The organism is Pantoea sp. C1E2 (assembly GCF_056491465.1).
The window spans coordinates 906398-922348 of sequence record NZ_JBSZHT010000004.1; the positions used below are offsets into that span (position 1 = coordinate 906398).

Annotated in this window: 15 protein-coding genes; 9 read left to right on the plus strand and 6 right to left on the minus strand. The window is 53.4% G+C overall.

Going from position 1 to position 15951, the window contains the following annotated elements; all coding sequences use genetic code 11:
• The first annotated feature begins 35 nt into the window (after window positions 1–35).
• The gene (locus tag ACXI0A_RS25715; RefSeq protein WP_476146101.1) at window positions 36–2324 is read left to right on the plus strand and encodes a molybdopterin-dependent oxidoreductase; all 2289 of its coding nucleotides are present in this window, start codon (window positions 36–38) and stop codon (window positions 2322–2324) included.
• Between the two features lie 37 nt (window positions 2325–2361).
• On the opposite strand, the gene ACXI0A_RS25720 is transcribed toward ACXI0A_RS25715, so the two are convergent.
• Window positions 2362–2745 carry a VOC family protein gene (locus tag ACXI0A_RS25720; RefSeq protein ID WP_476146099.1) on the minus strand — a complete coding sequence of 128 codons (384 nt, stop codon included), beginning with the start codon at window positions 2743–2745 and terminating at the stop codon, window positions 2362–2364.
• Window positions 2746–2904: 159 nt separating this feature from the next.
• Between ACXI0A_RS25720 and ACXI0A_RS25725 the strand changes: the two genes are divergently transcribed.
• The 6 genes from ACXI0A_RS25725 to ACXI0A_RS25750 all read left to right on the plus strand — a co-directional run bounded on the left by ACXI0A_RS25725 (window position 2905) and on the right by ACXI0A_RS25750 (window position 8790).
• Window positions 2905–3129 (plus strand): hypothetical protein, encoded by a 225-nt coding sequence (locus ACXI0A_RS25725; RefSeq protein ID WP_100704068.1) that lies wholly within the window; start codon window positions 2905–2907, stop codon window positions 3127–3129.
• Between the two features lie 147 nt (window positions 3130–3276).
• Window positions 3277–3840, plus strand: a complete 564-nt coding sequence (locus ACXI0A_RS25730) for a fasciclin domain-containing protein (RefSeq protein ID WP_058961750.1) — start codon at window positions 3277–3279, stop codon at window positions 3838–3840.
• Window positions 3841–3883: 43 nt separating this feature from the next.
• Window positions 3884–4438: a sigma-70 family RNA polymerase sigma factor gene (locus tag ACXI0A_RS25735; RefSeq protein WP_476146097.1), complete on the plus strand. Its 555-nt coding sequence runs from the start codon at window positions 3884–3886 to the stop codon at window positions 4436–4438.
• A complete protein-coding gene (locus tag ACXI0A_RS25740) occupies window positions 4435–5082 on the plus strand; it encodes an anti-sigma factor domain-containing protein (protein WP_476146095.1) in 648 nt (215 codons plus the stop codon). The genes ACXI0A_RS25735 and ACXI0A_RS25740 overlap by 4 nt, the downstream gene beginning before the upstream one ends.
• A 73-nt stretch (window positions 5083–5155) precedes the next feature.
• Window positions 5156–6289, plus strand: a complete 1134-nt coding sequence (locus tag ACXI0A_RS25745; protein ID WP_476146093.1) for a membrane-associated sensor domain-containing protein — start codon at window positions 5156–5158, stop codon at window positions 6287–6289.
• A 524-nt stretch (window positions 6290–6813) separates the two neighbouring features.
• Entirely contained in the window at window positions 6814–8790 is a 1977-nt protein-coding gene (locus tag ACXI0A_RS25750; RefSeq protein ID WP_476146091.1) for an alkyl sulfatase dimerization domain-containing protein, read from the plus strand.
• 177 nt (window positions 8791–8967) lie between these two features.
• Here ACXI0A_RS25750 and ACXI0A_RS25755 read toward each other — a convergent pair whose 3' ends face one another.
• The 5 genes from ACXI0A_RS25755 to ACXI0A_RS25775 form a co-directional block, all read right to left on the minus strand.
• Entirely contained in the window at window positions 8968–9282 is a 315-nt protein-coding gene (locus ACXI0A_RS25755; protein WP_476146089.1) for a YicS family protein, read from the minus strand.
• Between the two features lie 163 nt (window positions 9283–9445).
• Window positions 9446–10150, minus strand: coding sequence for an HTH domain-containing protein (locus ACXI0A_RS25760; RefSeq protein ID WP_476146087.1), 705 nt, complete (start codon window positions 10148–10150; stop codon window positions 9446–9448).
• A gap of 66 nt (window positions 10151–10216) precedes the next feature.
• Entirely contained in the window at window positions 10217–11533 is a 1317-nt protein-coding gene (locus ACXI0A_RS25765) for an MmgE/PrpD family protein (RefSeq protein ID WP_476146085.1), read from the minus strand.
• Complete coding sequence (locus ACXI0A_RS25770) at window positions 11530–12678, minus strand: amidohydrolase (RefSeq protein WP_476146083.1); 1149 nt, start codon at window positions 12676–12678, stop codon at window positions 11530–11532. The genes ACXI0A_RS25765 and ACXI0A_RS25770 overlap by 4 nt, the downstream gene beginning before the upstream one ends.
• The gene (locus tag ACXI0A_RS25775; protein ID WP_224933328.1) at window positions 12675–13220 is read right to left on the minus strand and encodes a GNAT family N-acetyltransferase; all 546 of its coding nucleotides are present in this window, start codon (window positions 13218–13220) and stop codon (window positions 12675–12677) included. The genes ACXI0A_RS25770 and ACXI0A_RS25775 overlap by 4 nt, the downstream gene beginning before the upstream one ends.
• Before the next feature lie 329 nt (window positions 13221–13549).
• Between ACXI0A_RS25775 and ACXI0A_RS25780 the strand changes: the two genes are divergently transcribed.
• Window positions 13550–14620 (plus strand): iron-containing alcohol dehydrogenase, encoded by a 1071-nt coding sequence (locus tag ACXI0A_RS25780; protein WP_476146081.1) that lies wholly within the window; start codon window positions 13550–13552, stop codon window positions 14618–14620.
• A gap of 31 nt (window positions 14621–14651) precedes the next feature.
• Window positions 14652–15950, plus strand: a complete 1299-nt coding sequence (locus tag ACXI0A_RS25785; protein ID WP_224933326.1) for an LLM class flavin-dependent oxidoreductase — start codon at window positions 14652–14654, stop codon at window positions 15948–15950.
• The last annotated feature ends 1 nt before the right edge of the window (window position 15951 follow it).

Genomic DNA, 15951 nt, shown 5'->3' on the forward strand with positions numbered 1-15951 from the left:
GCACCGTTTTTCATTTTTGACAGCCAGGAACAGTGATGACGCAAAAACCGGTAATGCACAGCGCCCACTGGGGCGCTTTTCATGCCCAGCAATCGGGCGATCAGCTCACTATCGAACCCTTCAAAGGCGATCCCGATCCCAGCCCGCTGCTGCAAAACTTTCGCACTGCGCTTAATCATCCGGCACGCGTCTCGCGCCCGATGGTGCGTCGTGGCTGGCTGGAAGATGGCCCCGGCCCGGATCAGCGCCGTGGCAATGATGAATACGTTGCGGTTAGCTGGGAACAGGCTTATGAATTAGTGGCGCGTGAATTGAAGCGCGTGGGCGACACTCATGGCCCGGAAGGTATTTTTGGCGGTTCTTATGGCTGGTCGAGCGCCGGACGTTTTCACCATGCGCAAAGCCAGGTGCACCGCTTCCTGAATACCACGCTGGGTGGCTACGTGCGTTCGGTGAACAGCTACAGTTCCGGCTCTGCATCGGTGCTGCTGCCGCATATCGTCGGCGACATGAATGAGATTGCGCGTCGCGGCGTAAGCTGGGAAGAGATTGCCCAACACAGTGAAATTGTCATCGCATTCGGTGGTCTGGCATTAAAAAACTCACAGGTGGCGAGCGGCGGATTAAGTGAGCACACCGAGCGTGGCTTTATGCAGCAGGCGGCACAGCGCGGCACGCGTTTTATCTCAGTTAGCCCGCTGAAAAGTGATCTCCCTGAGGAAGCCAGAGGTGAGTGGCTGGCCTTGCGTCCTGGCACCGATGCCGCCTTTATTCTTGGTGTTTTATCCGTATTAATTGAAGAGCAGTTGACGGATGAAGCCTTCCTCAGTCGCTACACCGTGGGTTGGCCGGAAATGGTCGCTTATATCTGTGGTGAAGAGGATGGCACGCGAAGAGACGCCGCCTGGGCAGCAGATATCTGCGCCGTCAGCGCGGCATTTATCGCTGATTTTGCTCGCCAGCTACCCGGCAAACGCGTTCTGGTTACCGTTGCGCATGCGCTGCAACGCTCGGAACACGGTGAGCAACCGGTGTGGCTCGGGCTGGTGCTGGCCGCCGCGCTGGGACAACCGGGTTTACCGGGCGGCGGTTACACTTATGCGCTGGGCGCGTTGGGCCATTACGGTAAGCACCACAACCTGGTGAGTTTCCCGGCACTGCCGCAAGGCAAAAATGGCATTGATCGTCTGATCCCGGTGGCGCGTATTTCGGATATGTTGCTCAATCCCGGCAAACCGTTCGACTACAACGGCCGTCGTTTAACCTATCCACATATCCGTTTGGCTTACTGGGCGGGCGGCAACCCGTTCCATCACCATCAGGATTTGGCGCGACTCCGTCAGGCATTTTGCCAGTTGGATACGCTGATTGTGCATGAGATTGCCTGGACCTCCAGTGCGCGCCATGCCGATATCGTATTGCCCGCCACCATGACGTTAGAGCGCGAGGATGTGGGTGGGGCGCCGACCGATCGCCATCTGTTTGCCATGCAGCAGGTTGCACAACCACACGGTGAAGCCAAAGACGATTACACAATATTCGCCGAGTTGGCGCGCAGGTTGGGATGCGAAGAAGCCTTTACCGAAGGCCGTGATACACGTGGCTGGCTAAAACATCATTACGCGCAGTTGCAGCAAAAGCTGGCAACGCATCAGGTCGAAATCCCCGATTTTGAACAATTCTGGCAGCAGGGCGTGCTGGAATTGCCCCAGCTCAAAGACGGTGGACGGATGATGAACGCCTTCCGTGCCGATCCCGAGGCATCACCACTGCCAACGCCGAGTGGAAAAATCGAAATCTACTCGGCGACTATCGCCAGTTTTGATTATGAAAACTGTCCGGGACATCCGGTGTGGCGAGAACCACAGCAAAAACCCGATGCCGACCATCCGTTTTGGCTGATCGCTAATCAGCCCGCGACGCGTCTTCACAGCCAGCTGGATTTCGGTGATTACAGCCTGAGCGGCAAACGTGATGGGCGTGAGGTGTGCAGCCTGAACACGCATGATGCGGCATCGCTGGGGATTAACGACGGCGAGATTATCGAGCTATACAATCAGCGCGGCCATGTGCTCGCCAGCGCGCGCGTGACCGACACGGTGATGCCGGGAGTGGTGCAGCTACCCACGGGTGCCTGGTACGATCCTGTCGACCCCACCGCGCTGCGGCCGTTATGTCGCCATGGTAATCCCAACGTACTGACGCTGGATATTGGCACGTCGTCGCTGACTCAGGGTTGCAGTGGGCAGATCACTGTGGTGCAGGTACGCAAATACGCCGGAGAACTGACGCCGGTGCAGGCGTTTATCCCGCCGCAAGTATAGCTTCTCGTATGGGCGGCCGCGTGGCCGCCCCAGAACATCAATCTTCCAGCTGCAACCACATCACGCGTAAACGGTGCCCATCAGGATCGATGGCGGTAAAGGTGTAGCCAAAATCCATCTCGGTCGGTGACTGTACAATGGTGATTTCGCGGAAAGCACCCCATTCGTTATAGAGGAAATCCACGTCCGCTTTCTGCTGCACTTTGAAGGTGATTTCGCCGCTGGCATTAAACTGTTGGGTATCCACAGGCGGTTGAACGGTGTATTTCGACCACAAACCCAGTTTGAATCCGTTCTCAAAAACAAACATCGCAAAAGTGGGCGCGACATTAATTGGCTTGATATCAAACAGCGATGCATAAAAGTCGGCGCTCTTCACAACGTTCGGCACGTAAATAATGGTCATATCAGCGGTGAACATGGTTTTTTTCTCCTTGTGTGTTTACCGCTGCATGTTACGAAACAGCTATGACAAAAACTGTCAGGAGAGTTGCGTGAACTTTTAGTCGCACTCGCGCTCAATTTCCTGATAATGCACGCAGGATTTATTTTTATTGAACGCTGTAAACGGAGAGATGAAATGGTCAATGACTACTTTGCACCACCCCCAATGGGTATGACGCCGGAACAACACAAGCGGACCATCGCTGTGGCGGCCGCTTTAGCTGTGGCGAAGGAATCCGTCAGTGCCTCAACCTCTGCCAGCGGTTCAAAAGCGTCGTGGGATCTTCAGGCGGTTGCCAATGAGATCTCCAACCTGGCGGATGCGATTCAGGACGCGCTCGAGCCAGAAGACCAGATTTAACCGCAGGTGACTGCACACAAGACGGCTGTTTTGGCCGTCTTGTGATTTTTTTAAAAATATTTTCTCCACCCTGCATCCAGTTGTGACCCTCCTTACGTATATCCCGTTGTGAGCAACTCCTTCGCTCCCCTACAACGAGGATTTATGATGAAAAAGCTAATCACCACTGCAGTCATCTCAGGCGCGTTAATGTTCACTGCCACCACCTTCGCAGCCATGAATTCTGATTCTGTTATGGTCGGCGGTGCCGCCATGTACCCGCAGAAAAACATCATTGAAAATGCCCTCAATTCTAAAGATCACACCACTTTGGTAGCAGCAGTAAAAGCGGCGGGATTAGTCGACACGCTGCAGGGCAAAGGTCCATTTACCGTGTTCGCACCAACCAATGCTGCGTTTGCGAAATTGCCTGCGGGCACCGTGGATAGTCTGGTGAAACCAGAAAACAAAGCTAAGTTGACCAGCATCCTCACCTATCATGTCGTGGCCGGTAAATACGACATGAAAGCGCTGGAGATGAAAATCAAACAAGGTGGCGGTCACGCGGAACTGAAAACCGTTAACGGGCAGCCTTTATGGATTATGAGCAACGGTCCTCACAATATTCAGTTGAAGGATGGTATGGGCAATGTGGCCAATATCAGTACTTATGATGTGAATCAGAAAAACGGTGTGATCGATGTTATCGATACCGTCCTGATGCCTAAGTAATTGTCTATACTCGGAAGGCATTTCAATGCCTTCCGGGAAAAACATGGATAACGTTTTGGCTCAACAGCTGGTGAAATTATTGCGGGCGATTGCGCAAGGCGATCGCCCGGCATTTGAACAACTGTATCGACTCACTTCTCCGCATTTATTTGCAGTTGCATTGCGCACCTTGCGTCAGCCAGCCTGGGCGGAAGAAGTGCTGCATGATTGCTTCCTCACCATCTGGAACCGAGCCGACAGCTATGATGCCGCACTCAGCGCGCCCATGACATGGATGACGCATATTGTGCGTAACCGCTGTATCGACTGGTTGCGCAGTGGGCAGGCACGTGAAGCGCTGGCGTCAGAGGAATACAGTGACAGTACTCAGGAAACGGATACTGATAATACAGAGCAGCCGTTCGATGATTCGCAGGCGGCCCGTTTACAACATTGCTTGCAGCACCTCAGCAGTGAGCAGCGGCAAAGTGTGACGCTGGCTTACTATCAGGGGATGTCGCACAGCGATATTGCAGCCTGGTTACAGCAGCCGGTAGGGTCAGTGAAAAGTTGGATCCGTCGTGCGATGGAGCATCTTCGGGAGTGCGTGGGCCTATGAATAACAACAAGCAACATGATGACGCGCTCGCGGCCGAATATGCATTGGGAACACTGCGCGGCAATGCCCGTTTGCGCTTTGAACGGCGGCTACAGCAGGAGCCTGAACTCGCTGCGAAAGTTGCCAGCTGGCAGACGATGTTAACCGGCTTAGATACGCATTTGCGGCCTCAAACACCACCTGAACGCGTCTGGAAAAAAATCACCTTAAGTCTGCCCGCCAAAACGCCGGTGAAGCGTGCCAATCCTTACGTCGGTTGGCTGGTTGCAGCGGGACTTGCGGCATTCACGCTGGTGTCATATTACAACCATCGACCGGATGAGTTTGCGCCGCTGATCATTCTTGGCGATGCGCAGCAGCAGGGTCAATGGGTCGTGAGCCGCAGCAGCGACAGTCAGTTATTACAACTCACTCCGCTCAAACCTGTCGCTCTCAACGCTGCAAATAGCCTGCAACTCTGGCTGATTCCTGCTGGCAAGCAGCCAATATCATTAGGCTTACTGGCTAACAATGCGGCCACCCGGATTGAGCTGGACAATAAAACCCTGGCGTCAGGGAGCACCATCGCTATCAGTCTGGAACCACAAGGCGGTTCACCGACGGGATTACCAACGGGACCGGTATTGTATAGCGGTTTACTCTAATCCTTTGGGATGGCACGCGTTATCTTATTTCTGACATACACTTAATGGGCACAAGGTCGTCAGGAATAACACCATGGTTCCATTGCAACGCAGGAAAGACGATTGGGATAAACAGGATTGGCACACACGCGACGAGATGGTTGCTCACGCCTTGTCGCTGAATTTGCTCTGGCTGGGATTTATTAACATCGGTTTTGCCATCATTATCCTGCTACGCAATAGCTTGTTTCCAGGCTACGACCAAAATCTCCCGGCCAGTCATCACACGCTATGGGCAGTGGACGGCTCAATGCTGTGCATTATTGTCCTGGCACTGGTAGCAATCCTGATCGTAAAAAGACGACGATTACCCCTGGCCACCAGCAAACTCATTCTCGCCATATTGTTATGCTGGCAAGGTGTGCTCTGGTCAGTCTGTGCTTATCAGTTCGTTGCCGAGTGGCAATTACCGTTTGCTTATCCGTTTAGCGTGATGTTGATGCTGTCCGCGATGGCTGCGCTGTATGTTTTCCCCCTCACATTATTCCTGTTTATTGTTCCCATTTTAGGGGCGCTACTGCTGGCAAGTCTGCATCTAAACCAGGGGGTTAATACCCATTTCTTACTGATCTGGCTGTTCTTTTGTCTGATCCTGATCTCCGGCAGTCTGCTGCTGCAACGATGGTTTACGTTGGCCTGGCAGCGCCACAGCGAAAATCAGTTGCTGATATCGCGTCTGGAAACGTTAGCGCAGCAGGACGCCTTGACCGGGGTCGCCAATCGACGCGTACTGGAAGATTACCTGGCATTAATGGTGACTCAGCAAAAGCCGCTGGCTGCGATCATGCTGGATGTGGACTACTTCAAACGCTTTAACGACCACTATGGCCATCAGGCTGGCGACGACTGCCTGAGGCAGATCGCTAACGTGCTTAATATCTCAGTGCGCACACCCGAAGATCTGGTGGCGCGCTACGGCGGCGAAGAGTTTGTGTTGTTGCTTCCGACAGCGACATTCGCTCAGGCAATAACTGTCACTCAACGTATCAAAGTGAAGCTAGCCGCAGCCGCCATCCCTCATACTGCATCAGAAGTCAGTTCATTCGTCACCATTAGTATGGGGGTGAGCATCTCTACAGGGCATACGTCGGCAAAGGCACTTATCGCCGCAGCCGATGCGGCGTTGTATCGCGCCAAACAAGCAGGGCGCAATGGGTATTCTGTATAAATAGTCGTTATAAAAAGGGGCTTAAGTGGAATCTTTTAACCCCACAGCGGCTTTTAACAAATAGGTATAGGGTTTAATAAAGTTGACCTATTTCTCAATGAACGGCGATGAGCACCTTCTGTAACCTTAATTGATATAGCATTTAAATCCATATCTTGCAGTTTAATCCATACTAATCATCCTGAAAGGCAACCATGCTGAAATTAGTTCACATAACTAATTAAATTAATGATGCGGATATGAGTGGTGCTTGTTTTAGACGTTAACTTCATGATTTTAAGTTTCTTTAATTTTATTTTTATAAGTTCTTTTGATTTAAGATTACCACGCATGACTTGAAATTTAAAAAAATACTTAAGTCAAACTTGCCGCCTGTAAATATTTAGCTAAAGTTAATTCGAAATGTTAATGGTTTCATCCATTTCGCCACGTATATCCTGTCAGAACTACGGACGCTGCTGACAGGCCTCAATGATTTTATTCGTTAAATTTAATTTTTTCGTTCAACAATCTGAGGTCGTCAAATGAAACTCAAGCCCCTTGTCCGTAGCCTCACGCTGTGCGGAATACTGACTTCAATACCCGTATATGTATTTGCTGACGCCAGTCAGAAAGATGCTGCGCCAGCAACCATCAAAGCCAATAATGCGTTATATCAGGAACTTCCGTTCGACAATAAAACAGATTTCACTGATGCCCATAAGGGCTTTATTGCTGCGATACCCGATGCGGTGATTAAAGGTGATGCAGGAAACATTATCTGGGATCCAAATAAATATTCGTTTATCAAGGAGGGTGAAAAATCTCCTGAAACGGTTAATCCCAGCCTGTGGCGACAGTCTCAACTGATTAATATTAGTGGGTTATTCCAGGTCACTGACGGTATTTATCAGATACGTAATCTTGACCTGTCAAATATGACCATTATCGAAGGTAAGGACGGTATTACTGTGGTGGATCCACTGGTATCTGCAGAGACAGCGAAAGTCGGAATGGATCTGTATTTTAAAAATAGAGGCAATAAGCCGGTCATTGCGGTGATCTATACCCACAGCCATGTTGACCACTACGGCGGTGTGCGCGGCGTGGTCAGCGAGGAAGACGTCAAATCCGGCAAGACCAAAGTTTATGCCCCGGCCGGATTTCTTGAGTCTGCGGTCTCTGAAAATATCATGGCGGGCAACGTAATGAGCCGCCGTGCCAGTTATATGTACGGCAATCTGCTCCAGCCCGATCCAAAAGGGCAGGTGGGCGCGGGTCTGGGCACCACCACATCGGCAGGAACTGTCACGCTCATTCCACCTACCGACTACATCACGAAAACCGGTGAGAAGCGTACTATTGATGGCCTGACTTACGATTTTATGATGGCGCCTGGCTCAGAAGCGCCAGCTGAAATGCTCTGGTACATCGAAGAGAAGAAAACCATCCAGACCGCAGAAGATGTGACCCACACGCTGCACAATACCTATTCGCTGCGCGGTGCAAAAATCCGTGAACCACTACCTTGGTCGAAATACCTCAACGACGCGCTCAACCGCTGGGGCGATAAAGCCGAAATTTTGATGGCGCAGCACCATTGGCCAACCTGGGGAAATGAGAACGTTCGCACCTTAATCAAAAGCCAGCGCGACCTCTACCGCTACATCAACGATCAGACGTTACGACTGGCGAATGAAGGGTATACGCGCGATGAAATTGCAGCCATGTTCAAACTCCCTGAGGCGCTGGCGCATACCTGGGCCAACCGTGGCTATTACGGTTCGGTAAGCCATGACGTCAAAGCCACCTACGTGCTCTATCTGGGCTGGTTCGATGGTAATCCGGCCACCCTTGACGAACTGCCGCCAGAAGAGGGAGCTAAAAAGTTTGTTGAGTATATGGGCGGAGCCGACAGTATTCTGCAAAAAGCCAAAGGTGACTATGACCAGGGTAACTTCCGCTGGGTTGCACAGGTCGTCAGCAAAGTCGTCTTTGCCGATCCAGAAAATAAAGCGGCACGAGAGCTTGAGGCGGATGCTCTTGAGCAACTTGGCTATCAGGCCGAATCCGGCCCTTGGCGCAACTTTTATCTGTCGGGTGCGCAGGAACTGCGGAACGGTGTGAAGCAACTGCCGACGCCCAATACGGCCAGCCCGGATACAGTGCGCGCCATGACGCCTGAAATGTTCTTTGACTATCTCGCACTACACATCAACGGCGAAAAAGCGGCCAACCTTAAGTCTGTGCTGAACGTGGACTTTGGCGGGGACGGTGGCAAATACAAACTTGAGCTGGAAAACGGCGTGCTTAACCATACGGCAAATGCAGAGGACCAGCATGCTGACGCTTCGCTCGCCCTGTCACGTGAAACGTTGAATAAGATCATCCTCAAGGAGGATACCCTTAAGCAGGCTCAGGATAAGGGAGAAGTGAAAATCACCGGAAGCGGTCAAAAGGTGGATGAGCTTCTCGGCAGCATGGACAAGTTCAACTTCTGGTTCAATATCGTCACGCCATAATTGGTGGGATTGGCACAGGTTGCGACTGCAACCTGTGCTACTCAACGTTTTGAAATGATAACTTTCTACAATGACATTTAGGCTTTCCGCCTGGGCTGGCATTGTCACACATTATAGCGGGCAGCTCGCACCTGCCAGGTGCGAGAGAGAGCATCCTCTACTTGACGCTATGTGAAACTAGGGTTTAGCTTGCGAGAACATTGCCAGTTTTGGGCAGCTCACCTGCTCAATATGCTGGTGGTAGCCAGACTGATCCTTCTTCTTCAGGGCATCAGCGGCGTTCACAATCGCATCGTGATTCTCTGAGCTACTCAGAAACACCTGCTTAATGCGTTCATTAGGTATCTCTTGCGCCAGATGACAGTGAGCGCGCAAATCGGTGATGATCTGCTGCTCTCGTAACGCGTAAGACAGGTTGCTGTAGGGTGATTTCGCCACTGCAATAAATGAAACCATGACCAGCAATGAGCAAGAGCCAATTTTCCAGAACATAGAGCCTCCGTTGAGGGTGCTGAGGCTTTAGCAGTGTGCTAAAGCTGCGGCGATGCTATGCATTGAAGCGTGGTCGATGATCAGTGGTTTCGAAAGTTTTTTTCATGGTTATCAGAGATCGCGCAAAACAAAATGAAATACTGCTCGTTGTGCGGTTCTAACATCATGCCTCACGGTAGCCATTCTGCTCCCGCAACTGGTGGTAATCCTTCCAGCGCTTAAGTAATTGAAAACGCGTCCCTGGATAAACTTCGTCACTCGCCTGAATTTGTTCAATACGATCAACGCGGAAGTTACGAAAATCCTGGCGCAATTCACACCAGCCGCACAGTAAGCGTACGCGATCGAAATAGCCCAGCACCACCGGCCAGATTACCCGGGTGGAAGTGGCCTCTTTGAGATCTTTGTATCGTAAGATTATCTTGTTGCGCGTATGAATTGCCTGGCGAATTTCAGGCAGATGGGTCTCAAACAACACTTCACCGCGTGTGGCAACCAGCAGTGATTGATGATCGAGCGCATGGGATAAATGTTCCGGCAATACGGCATGGATTTTAGCCAGCGCATGTTGTGCGGCAGATTTCAGTTCGGCATCAGTGTGGCGACTGACCCAGTCCAACCCCAGCGCCAGTGCGTCGAGTTCATGACGCGAAAACATCAGCGGCGGCAGATGTCCATCTGATTTCAACAAATAACCCAACCCCGCGCTGCCTTCAATCTCCACACCTTGCTGTTGCAAGCAGATAATGTCGCGGTACACCGTGCGCACGCTTATGCTGAGTTGCTCCGCAAGATGCTGCGCAGTCACCGGATAACGGTGACAACGTAACAATTGTACAAGCTCCATCAGTCGCTGGGTTTTGGTCATTGCATGTGCCTAAGCTAAGAGTCGGGCAGTGAGGGACGGTTCAGGCCCGCGCGCCGCCCCTTAATATTAAATTCGTAATAACTGCTGCAGCGATGCAAGATCAGCGGTTGTCTGCAATGCGCTGCTCTGCTGCAACTGTTGCAATCGCCCGCCCGATTCCTGACTCAACGCCAGGCGCAATTTACTCTCCACGTCGACGCCATCGGCCAGTGATTGCTGACGGGTACGACGCTGTTGCAACTGCGTGCCATCGCGCAAGGTAAGGGTAACCAGATGAAAACGCAATGCGGGATTGATCGCATCGGGCGGTGCGCTGTCATCGGGCGTACGACGCACCTTCGCCGCCAGCGGCAGCACTGCGTGATTGAGATCGCCCTCAGCGAAATCCTCCAGGCGCAGATCGTTATAAATTAGCATCGCGGCGATGACATATTCCAGGCTGAAACGCGCCTCAATGCCATTGGTGGGCACTGTAACGGAGGCTGCGATATCACCACCTGGCGGGAAAGCTACGCTGATATCGGTGATGTTATCCAGTAGCGCTTCCAGCGAATGACCTTCGGAGAGCCAGCGATGACGCAGGATGCGAGCAGCTTCCGCTGCGCTGTGTGTTCCGGCGCAGGTCGGGAAAGGCTTGAACTCCAGACCCGGCGAAACGATACGCCACGGATCGCCCCAGCCGCTGAGCAATTTCTCTGGCTGCGCCTGACCGTTGCTGTTGGCAGTAAGAAATGACTCAATCACGCCATCCTGTTTGCCATCAAAACCTGCCAACGTGAGCTGCGCTGCCGTAACCGCACGTTCCGCCGCAAAACCCGCGTGGAGCGGTTTGACAGGGGAACCGAACTGCGCGCGCAGTCCGCTTGCCTGAGTGGTAGCGATCCCGATTAGCGTGGCAGTTTCACTGACATCCAGTTTCAGTAAGCGCGCCAGTGCGGCCGCTGCGGCAATGGTGCCCAGCGTCGCAGTGTTGTGATGGCCAAGGGCATAATGCTGCTGGCTAGCGGCGAGCCCAAGCCGTCCGGCCATTTCCACACCGATGGCGTAAGCATCGAGGAAATCATCAATGGCTGCCGCCTGTTGCTGCTGCCAGGCGAACAGCGCGGGCAGAATCACTACGCTCGGGTGGCCGCGAAAATCAGCGTGGAAATCATCGTAATCCAGCGCGTGAGCGGCATAACCGAGCAGCAACGCCTGAGAACGTGCGCCACCGTCGCCATACACCGTGCGCAGTGCCGGCAAGCCGCTATCCGGAACCTGACCTTGCAATACCGGCCAGCTGACGGCGAGAAAATCCTTTACCCCTTCGCGCGCGGCTTCACGTGCAGCGGCATTCGGTTGGCTGTGAACGATAAGCTCAGCGAGAGCAGCGGTGATACTCATTGCGGCGCCACACTGTTCAGTGCCGCGACGGCGAGATTGGCGAGGTAACGTGAGGTCGGCAGCAGCACATCATCGTTGATACGAAATGCCGGATGATGCAGCGCATAAGGTTCGCCGGTGCCAATCATCATAAAGGCACCCGGCAACTGCTGTTGATAGAAGGCAAAATCCTCACCAATCGGGCTGGCCTCGACCACACGCGCTTCAAAACCGCTGGCGGTTGCCTGCTGCAGGGCGAAATCGGCCCAGTGTGCATCATTTACCACCGACGGTGGACCTGCATGCCAGTTGAACTCAACTTTTGCAGCAAAGGCAGCGCCAATTCCCTGCACAATCTCACGGAAGCGTTGCTCCAGTCGTTCACGCGTCTCCTGAGAGAATGAACGCACCGTGCCTTCCAGCCACGCGCTGTCGGGGATGACGTTCCAGGTGCTACCGCTGTGGATCTGCGTGATCGAGACCACCGCGTTATCGCCGGAAGGCGCATTACGGCTGATCAGCGTTTGCGCCGCAGAAACAATTTGCGCGGCGATCACAATCGGATCGTTGCCCTGATGCGGCTTCGCGGCGTGGCTGCCCGTGCCGATGATCTTGATGTCAAAGCGATCGACGGCGGCGGTTAATGGGCCAGCTTTGCTGCCAATCACGCCCGGTGGTAGAGAAGGATCGTTGTGAATGCCGAAAATCGTCACGGCATCCTGCAGTGCGCCGGTGGCAATCACATCCGGCGCGCCCTGGCCGGTCTCTTCGGCGGCCTGGAACAAAATACGCACGCGGCCGGATAAATCGGCTTCCTGCTGTTTGAGCAGAATCGCTGCGCCTAAGGCTGCGGAACTGTGGAAGTCGTGGCCGCACGCGTGCATCACGCCCGGATGCTCTGAACGGAACGTCACATCAGACTGCTCTTCAATCGGCAGTGCATCAATGTCGGAGCGCAGCACGATCAGTGGCCCATTATCGGGACCTACTTCCGCTACCAGACCGGTTTTCAGCGGCAGATCCAATACGCGGATCTGGTGCTGTTCAAGCTGCTGGCGAATACGCGCGGTGGTTTCAAACTCTTCATTAGAGAGTTCAGGAAAACGGTGTAACTCATGGCGGAAGGCAATCAAATGCTGGCCCAATGCGCTCTCATCAAAACTCATGCTTTGCTTCCTTGTTGTGCGGCCTGACGTGTCATCCACGCATCATGCGCGCTGTCATCCAGCACTTTCTTCATATATTGGGTGATGTGGCCTTTGCCGAGATCGGTGGTGTGCATCAGCTGGAAGCCGCGCTTTTTATACATCTCGATCAGCCACGGATGGCTGGTGGCTGTGCCGAGTGAAACCGCAGGGGCGCGCAGTTGGCCCAGCAGGATCTCTTGCTCCAGCCGATCCTGTACCTGACGGCCATACTGTTTACCGGGATAGTCGGGATGGGCACCGAACCAGCCAATATGCGGCAGGCCAAACGGCCCCGGCAGCGGTCCCCACGGATAGCGCACGGTGACTGAGGAAACCATCACACCTTCTGCGTAGAGCGCATAAACGCCGTGACTTTGCAGGTGGCGCAGCGTCTTTTCACGATCTGCGGTAGCGGCATCAAATTTGATGCCCAGCGCCAGCGTTGACGCATAAGCGGCGTGCATCAGCGCCTGATAGGTTTCAACCTCATCTTCTCTAACCTGACGAAATTCAAGTGACATAACTATCCCCGGAAAAACCGCCTGGAAGCGGTAAGTTGAATGCAGATTGAGCCGCGCTTAGCGGTTGAAACAGTGCAATTTAAAGCGCTGATTCAAAATACCCAGCGTGCTAAGCAACTCAGAATATCAGTAATGCCTTACGCTTCTATATGTGAAAAACGACTAAGCTAATGCGAATTTGTGAAAATGAAATGGCGGCTTTTCCATTGCTTATATCGCGATTTACCGTAGTATGCATAAATTACATAGCGCTATAACTATTTCGCATTAACCCCATGAAATAAAATAACTTTTCTCGTTATAGCCTTATTCTTAATCAGGGTGACGACGTGTTAGCGATCAAATCTCCGCGTGCTTATGCACATGAAGCTGGCCTGCGTAAGCGTGCCGGTGAATCTATCAAACCTTATGCCACACATATCCGCATCTTCACCTCTCCCAATGCCTGGCAAGCCGTTAATCCGGAATTAAGCCAGAGCTTAGAAGCCAACGGTATCCGCTGGGAGTTGGAATATCTGCACGGTGAATGCACCGATGCCGCCATCGAAACGCTGAAAACCAACGTTGAGAAACAACAAGCAGATCTGCTGTTTGCCGTGGGTGGTGGGCGCGTGCTGGATGCTGCCAAAGCGGTGGGCAGTCAGTTACCGGATCTGAAAGTGATCAACTTCGCTACTTTGGCGGCGACCTGCGCGGCCTGGTCGCCGGTGGCCATCATTTATAACGAGCAAGGCGGCCACGTGCGCAGCCAGCCACTGGGTAAAATGCCTGAGCTGGTGCTGGTGGACAGTGAAGTGATCGCCCGCAGCGATGTGCGCTATCTCAAAGCCGGTATTGTGGATGCGCTGGCGAAATACTACGAATTCGCCCCTTATCTGCGCAATAACCCGCACGATCTGGCGCTCGACCTCAAAGTGATGACGGCGCAACGTGCACTGGATGTTTATCGCCAACTGGGCGCCGCCGCCGTTAACGCCAATGAAAAGCAGCAGGTCACACCGGAGTTGGTGAAAGTGATTGATGCCAACATCGTGCTGGCAGGTCTGGCCAACAGCGTGCGCGATCAACTGCCCACGCCTGGCTTTGCTCATGCGATTCATAACCGTTTGACGCATCAGCCCGAGCTGCATCATTGGCTGCACGGTGAAAAGGTGGGTTATAGCCTGTTAGTTCAATCGTTGATTGAACACGATGGTGTGCCTGATGCAGAACTGCTGGCATTGCTGCGTCAGCACGCGATGCCATTGACGCTGGCGCCGCTGATCGGCGAGCGCGCGGCGGCGATTCGCACCATTGCAGAACAGATTAAATTCCCGGCGGCCAGCGCTGAACGTCTGCCGTTCCGCATTCATGCGGATGCGTTAGAGCAGGCGCTGCTGGCAACCGAAAACCGTTTCTAACTTTTACTCTTTTATTGACCAGGACAACTTCATGGCTACTGCACAAACTCAACGCATCCGCTTAGGGCTCTTTGTACAACCGGTCGGACAACACGTCAGCGGCTGGCGTCTGACCGAAAAACTCGGCGATCCTACCGACATTGACTGGTTGATCACCATCGCGAAGAAAGCCGAAGCCGGTAAATTCGACCTGTTCTTTGTTGGCGATGCGTTAGCCACCAGCATGTACCGTCTGCCTTCGACCATGGCACGCCTTGAGCCGCTGACCATGCTGTCGGCGCTGGCGGTGAACACCAAACGTATCGGCCTGGCAGCGACGGCTTCCACCACTTTTAGCGATCCGTTCACCATGGCGCGCAGCTTCTCGTCGCTGGATCACATCAGCCGTGGTCGTGCAGCGTGGAACGTGGTGACTTCGTTCTCCACCGACGTAGCGCGTAATTTCAGCCGCAACGATATGCCGAACCACGCCGAGCGCTATGCGCGTGCGCGTGAGTTCCTCGAAGTGACCAACAAGCTGTGGGAAGGTTGGGAAGCGGGTGCAGTACAGCCGAACAAAGAGACCGGTGAATATTTCGTTAATGACAAAATTAAGTCGATTGATCACCAAGGCGAGCACTTCCAGGTGCAGGGTCCGCTGAACATCACGCGTTCTCCGCAGGGACGTCCGGTGATCATCGAAGCCGGTTCATCCGCGGATGGGCAAAAACTGGCGGCCGAAACCGCTGAAGTGATCTTCACCGCTGCCGCCAGCCTGGAAGAAGCGCAAACCTTCTACCGCTCGCAGAAAGATCAGGTGATCGCAGCCGGACGTAACCCGGATCACGTGGTGATCATGCCGGGCGTGATGCCGATTGTTGGACGCACCCGTGAAGAAGCCAAAGCGCTGTGGAAAGAGCTGAATACGCTGGTGGATATCGAAAACGGTCTGCGTCAGCTGTCGCTGCGTTTCAGCATGGATCTGAGCCAGTATCCACTGGATGGCCCTGTACCAGAAGTGCCACTGGGTGAAGGCAACCAGAGCCGCGTCAAGCTGATGACGGATATGGCGAAGCGTGAAAATCTGACCCTGCGTGAGCTGGCGGCCGTGGCAGCAGGTTCGCGTGGTCACCGCGTGATTGTCGGTACTGCTGAAGACATCGCCGATGACTTTGAGCTGTGGATGAAAGAGGGTGGCGCTGACGGCTTCAATATCATGCCTGCCATCATGTCTGAGCAGCTGGACCTGTTCGTTGAACTGGTGATCCCAGAACTGCGTCGCCGTGGCCTGTTCCGCGACGATTATGAATTCGCCACGCTGCGCGAGAATCTCGGTCTGCCGGCGCTGTAAA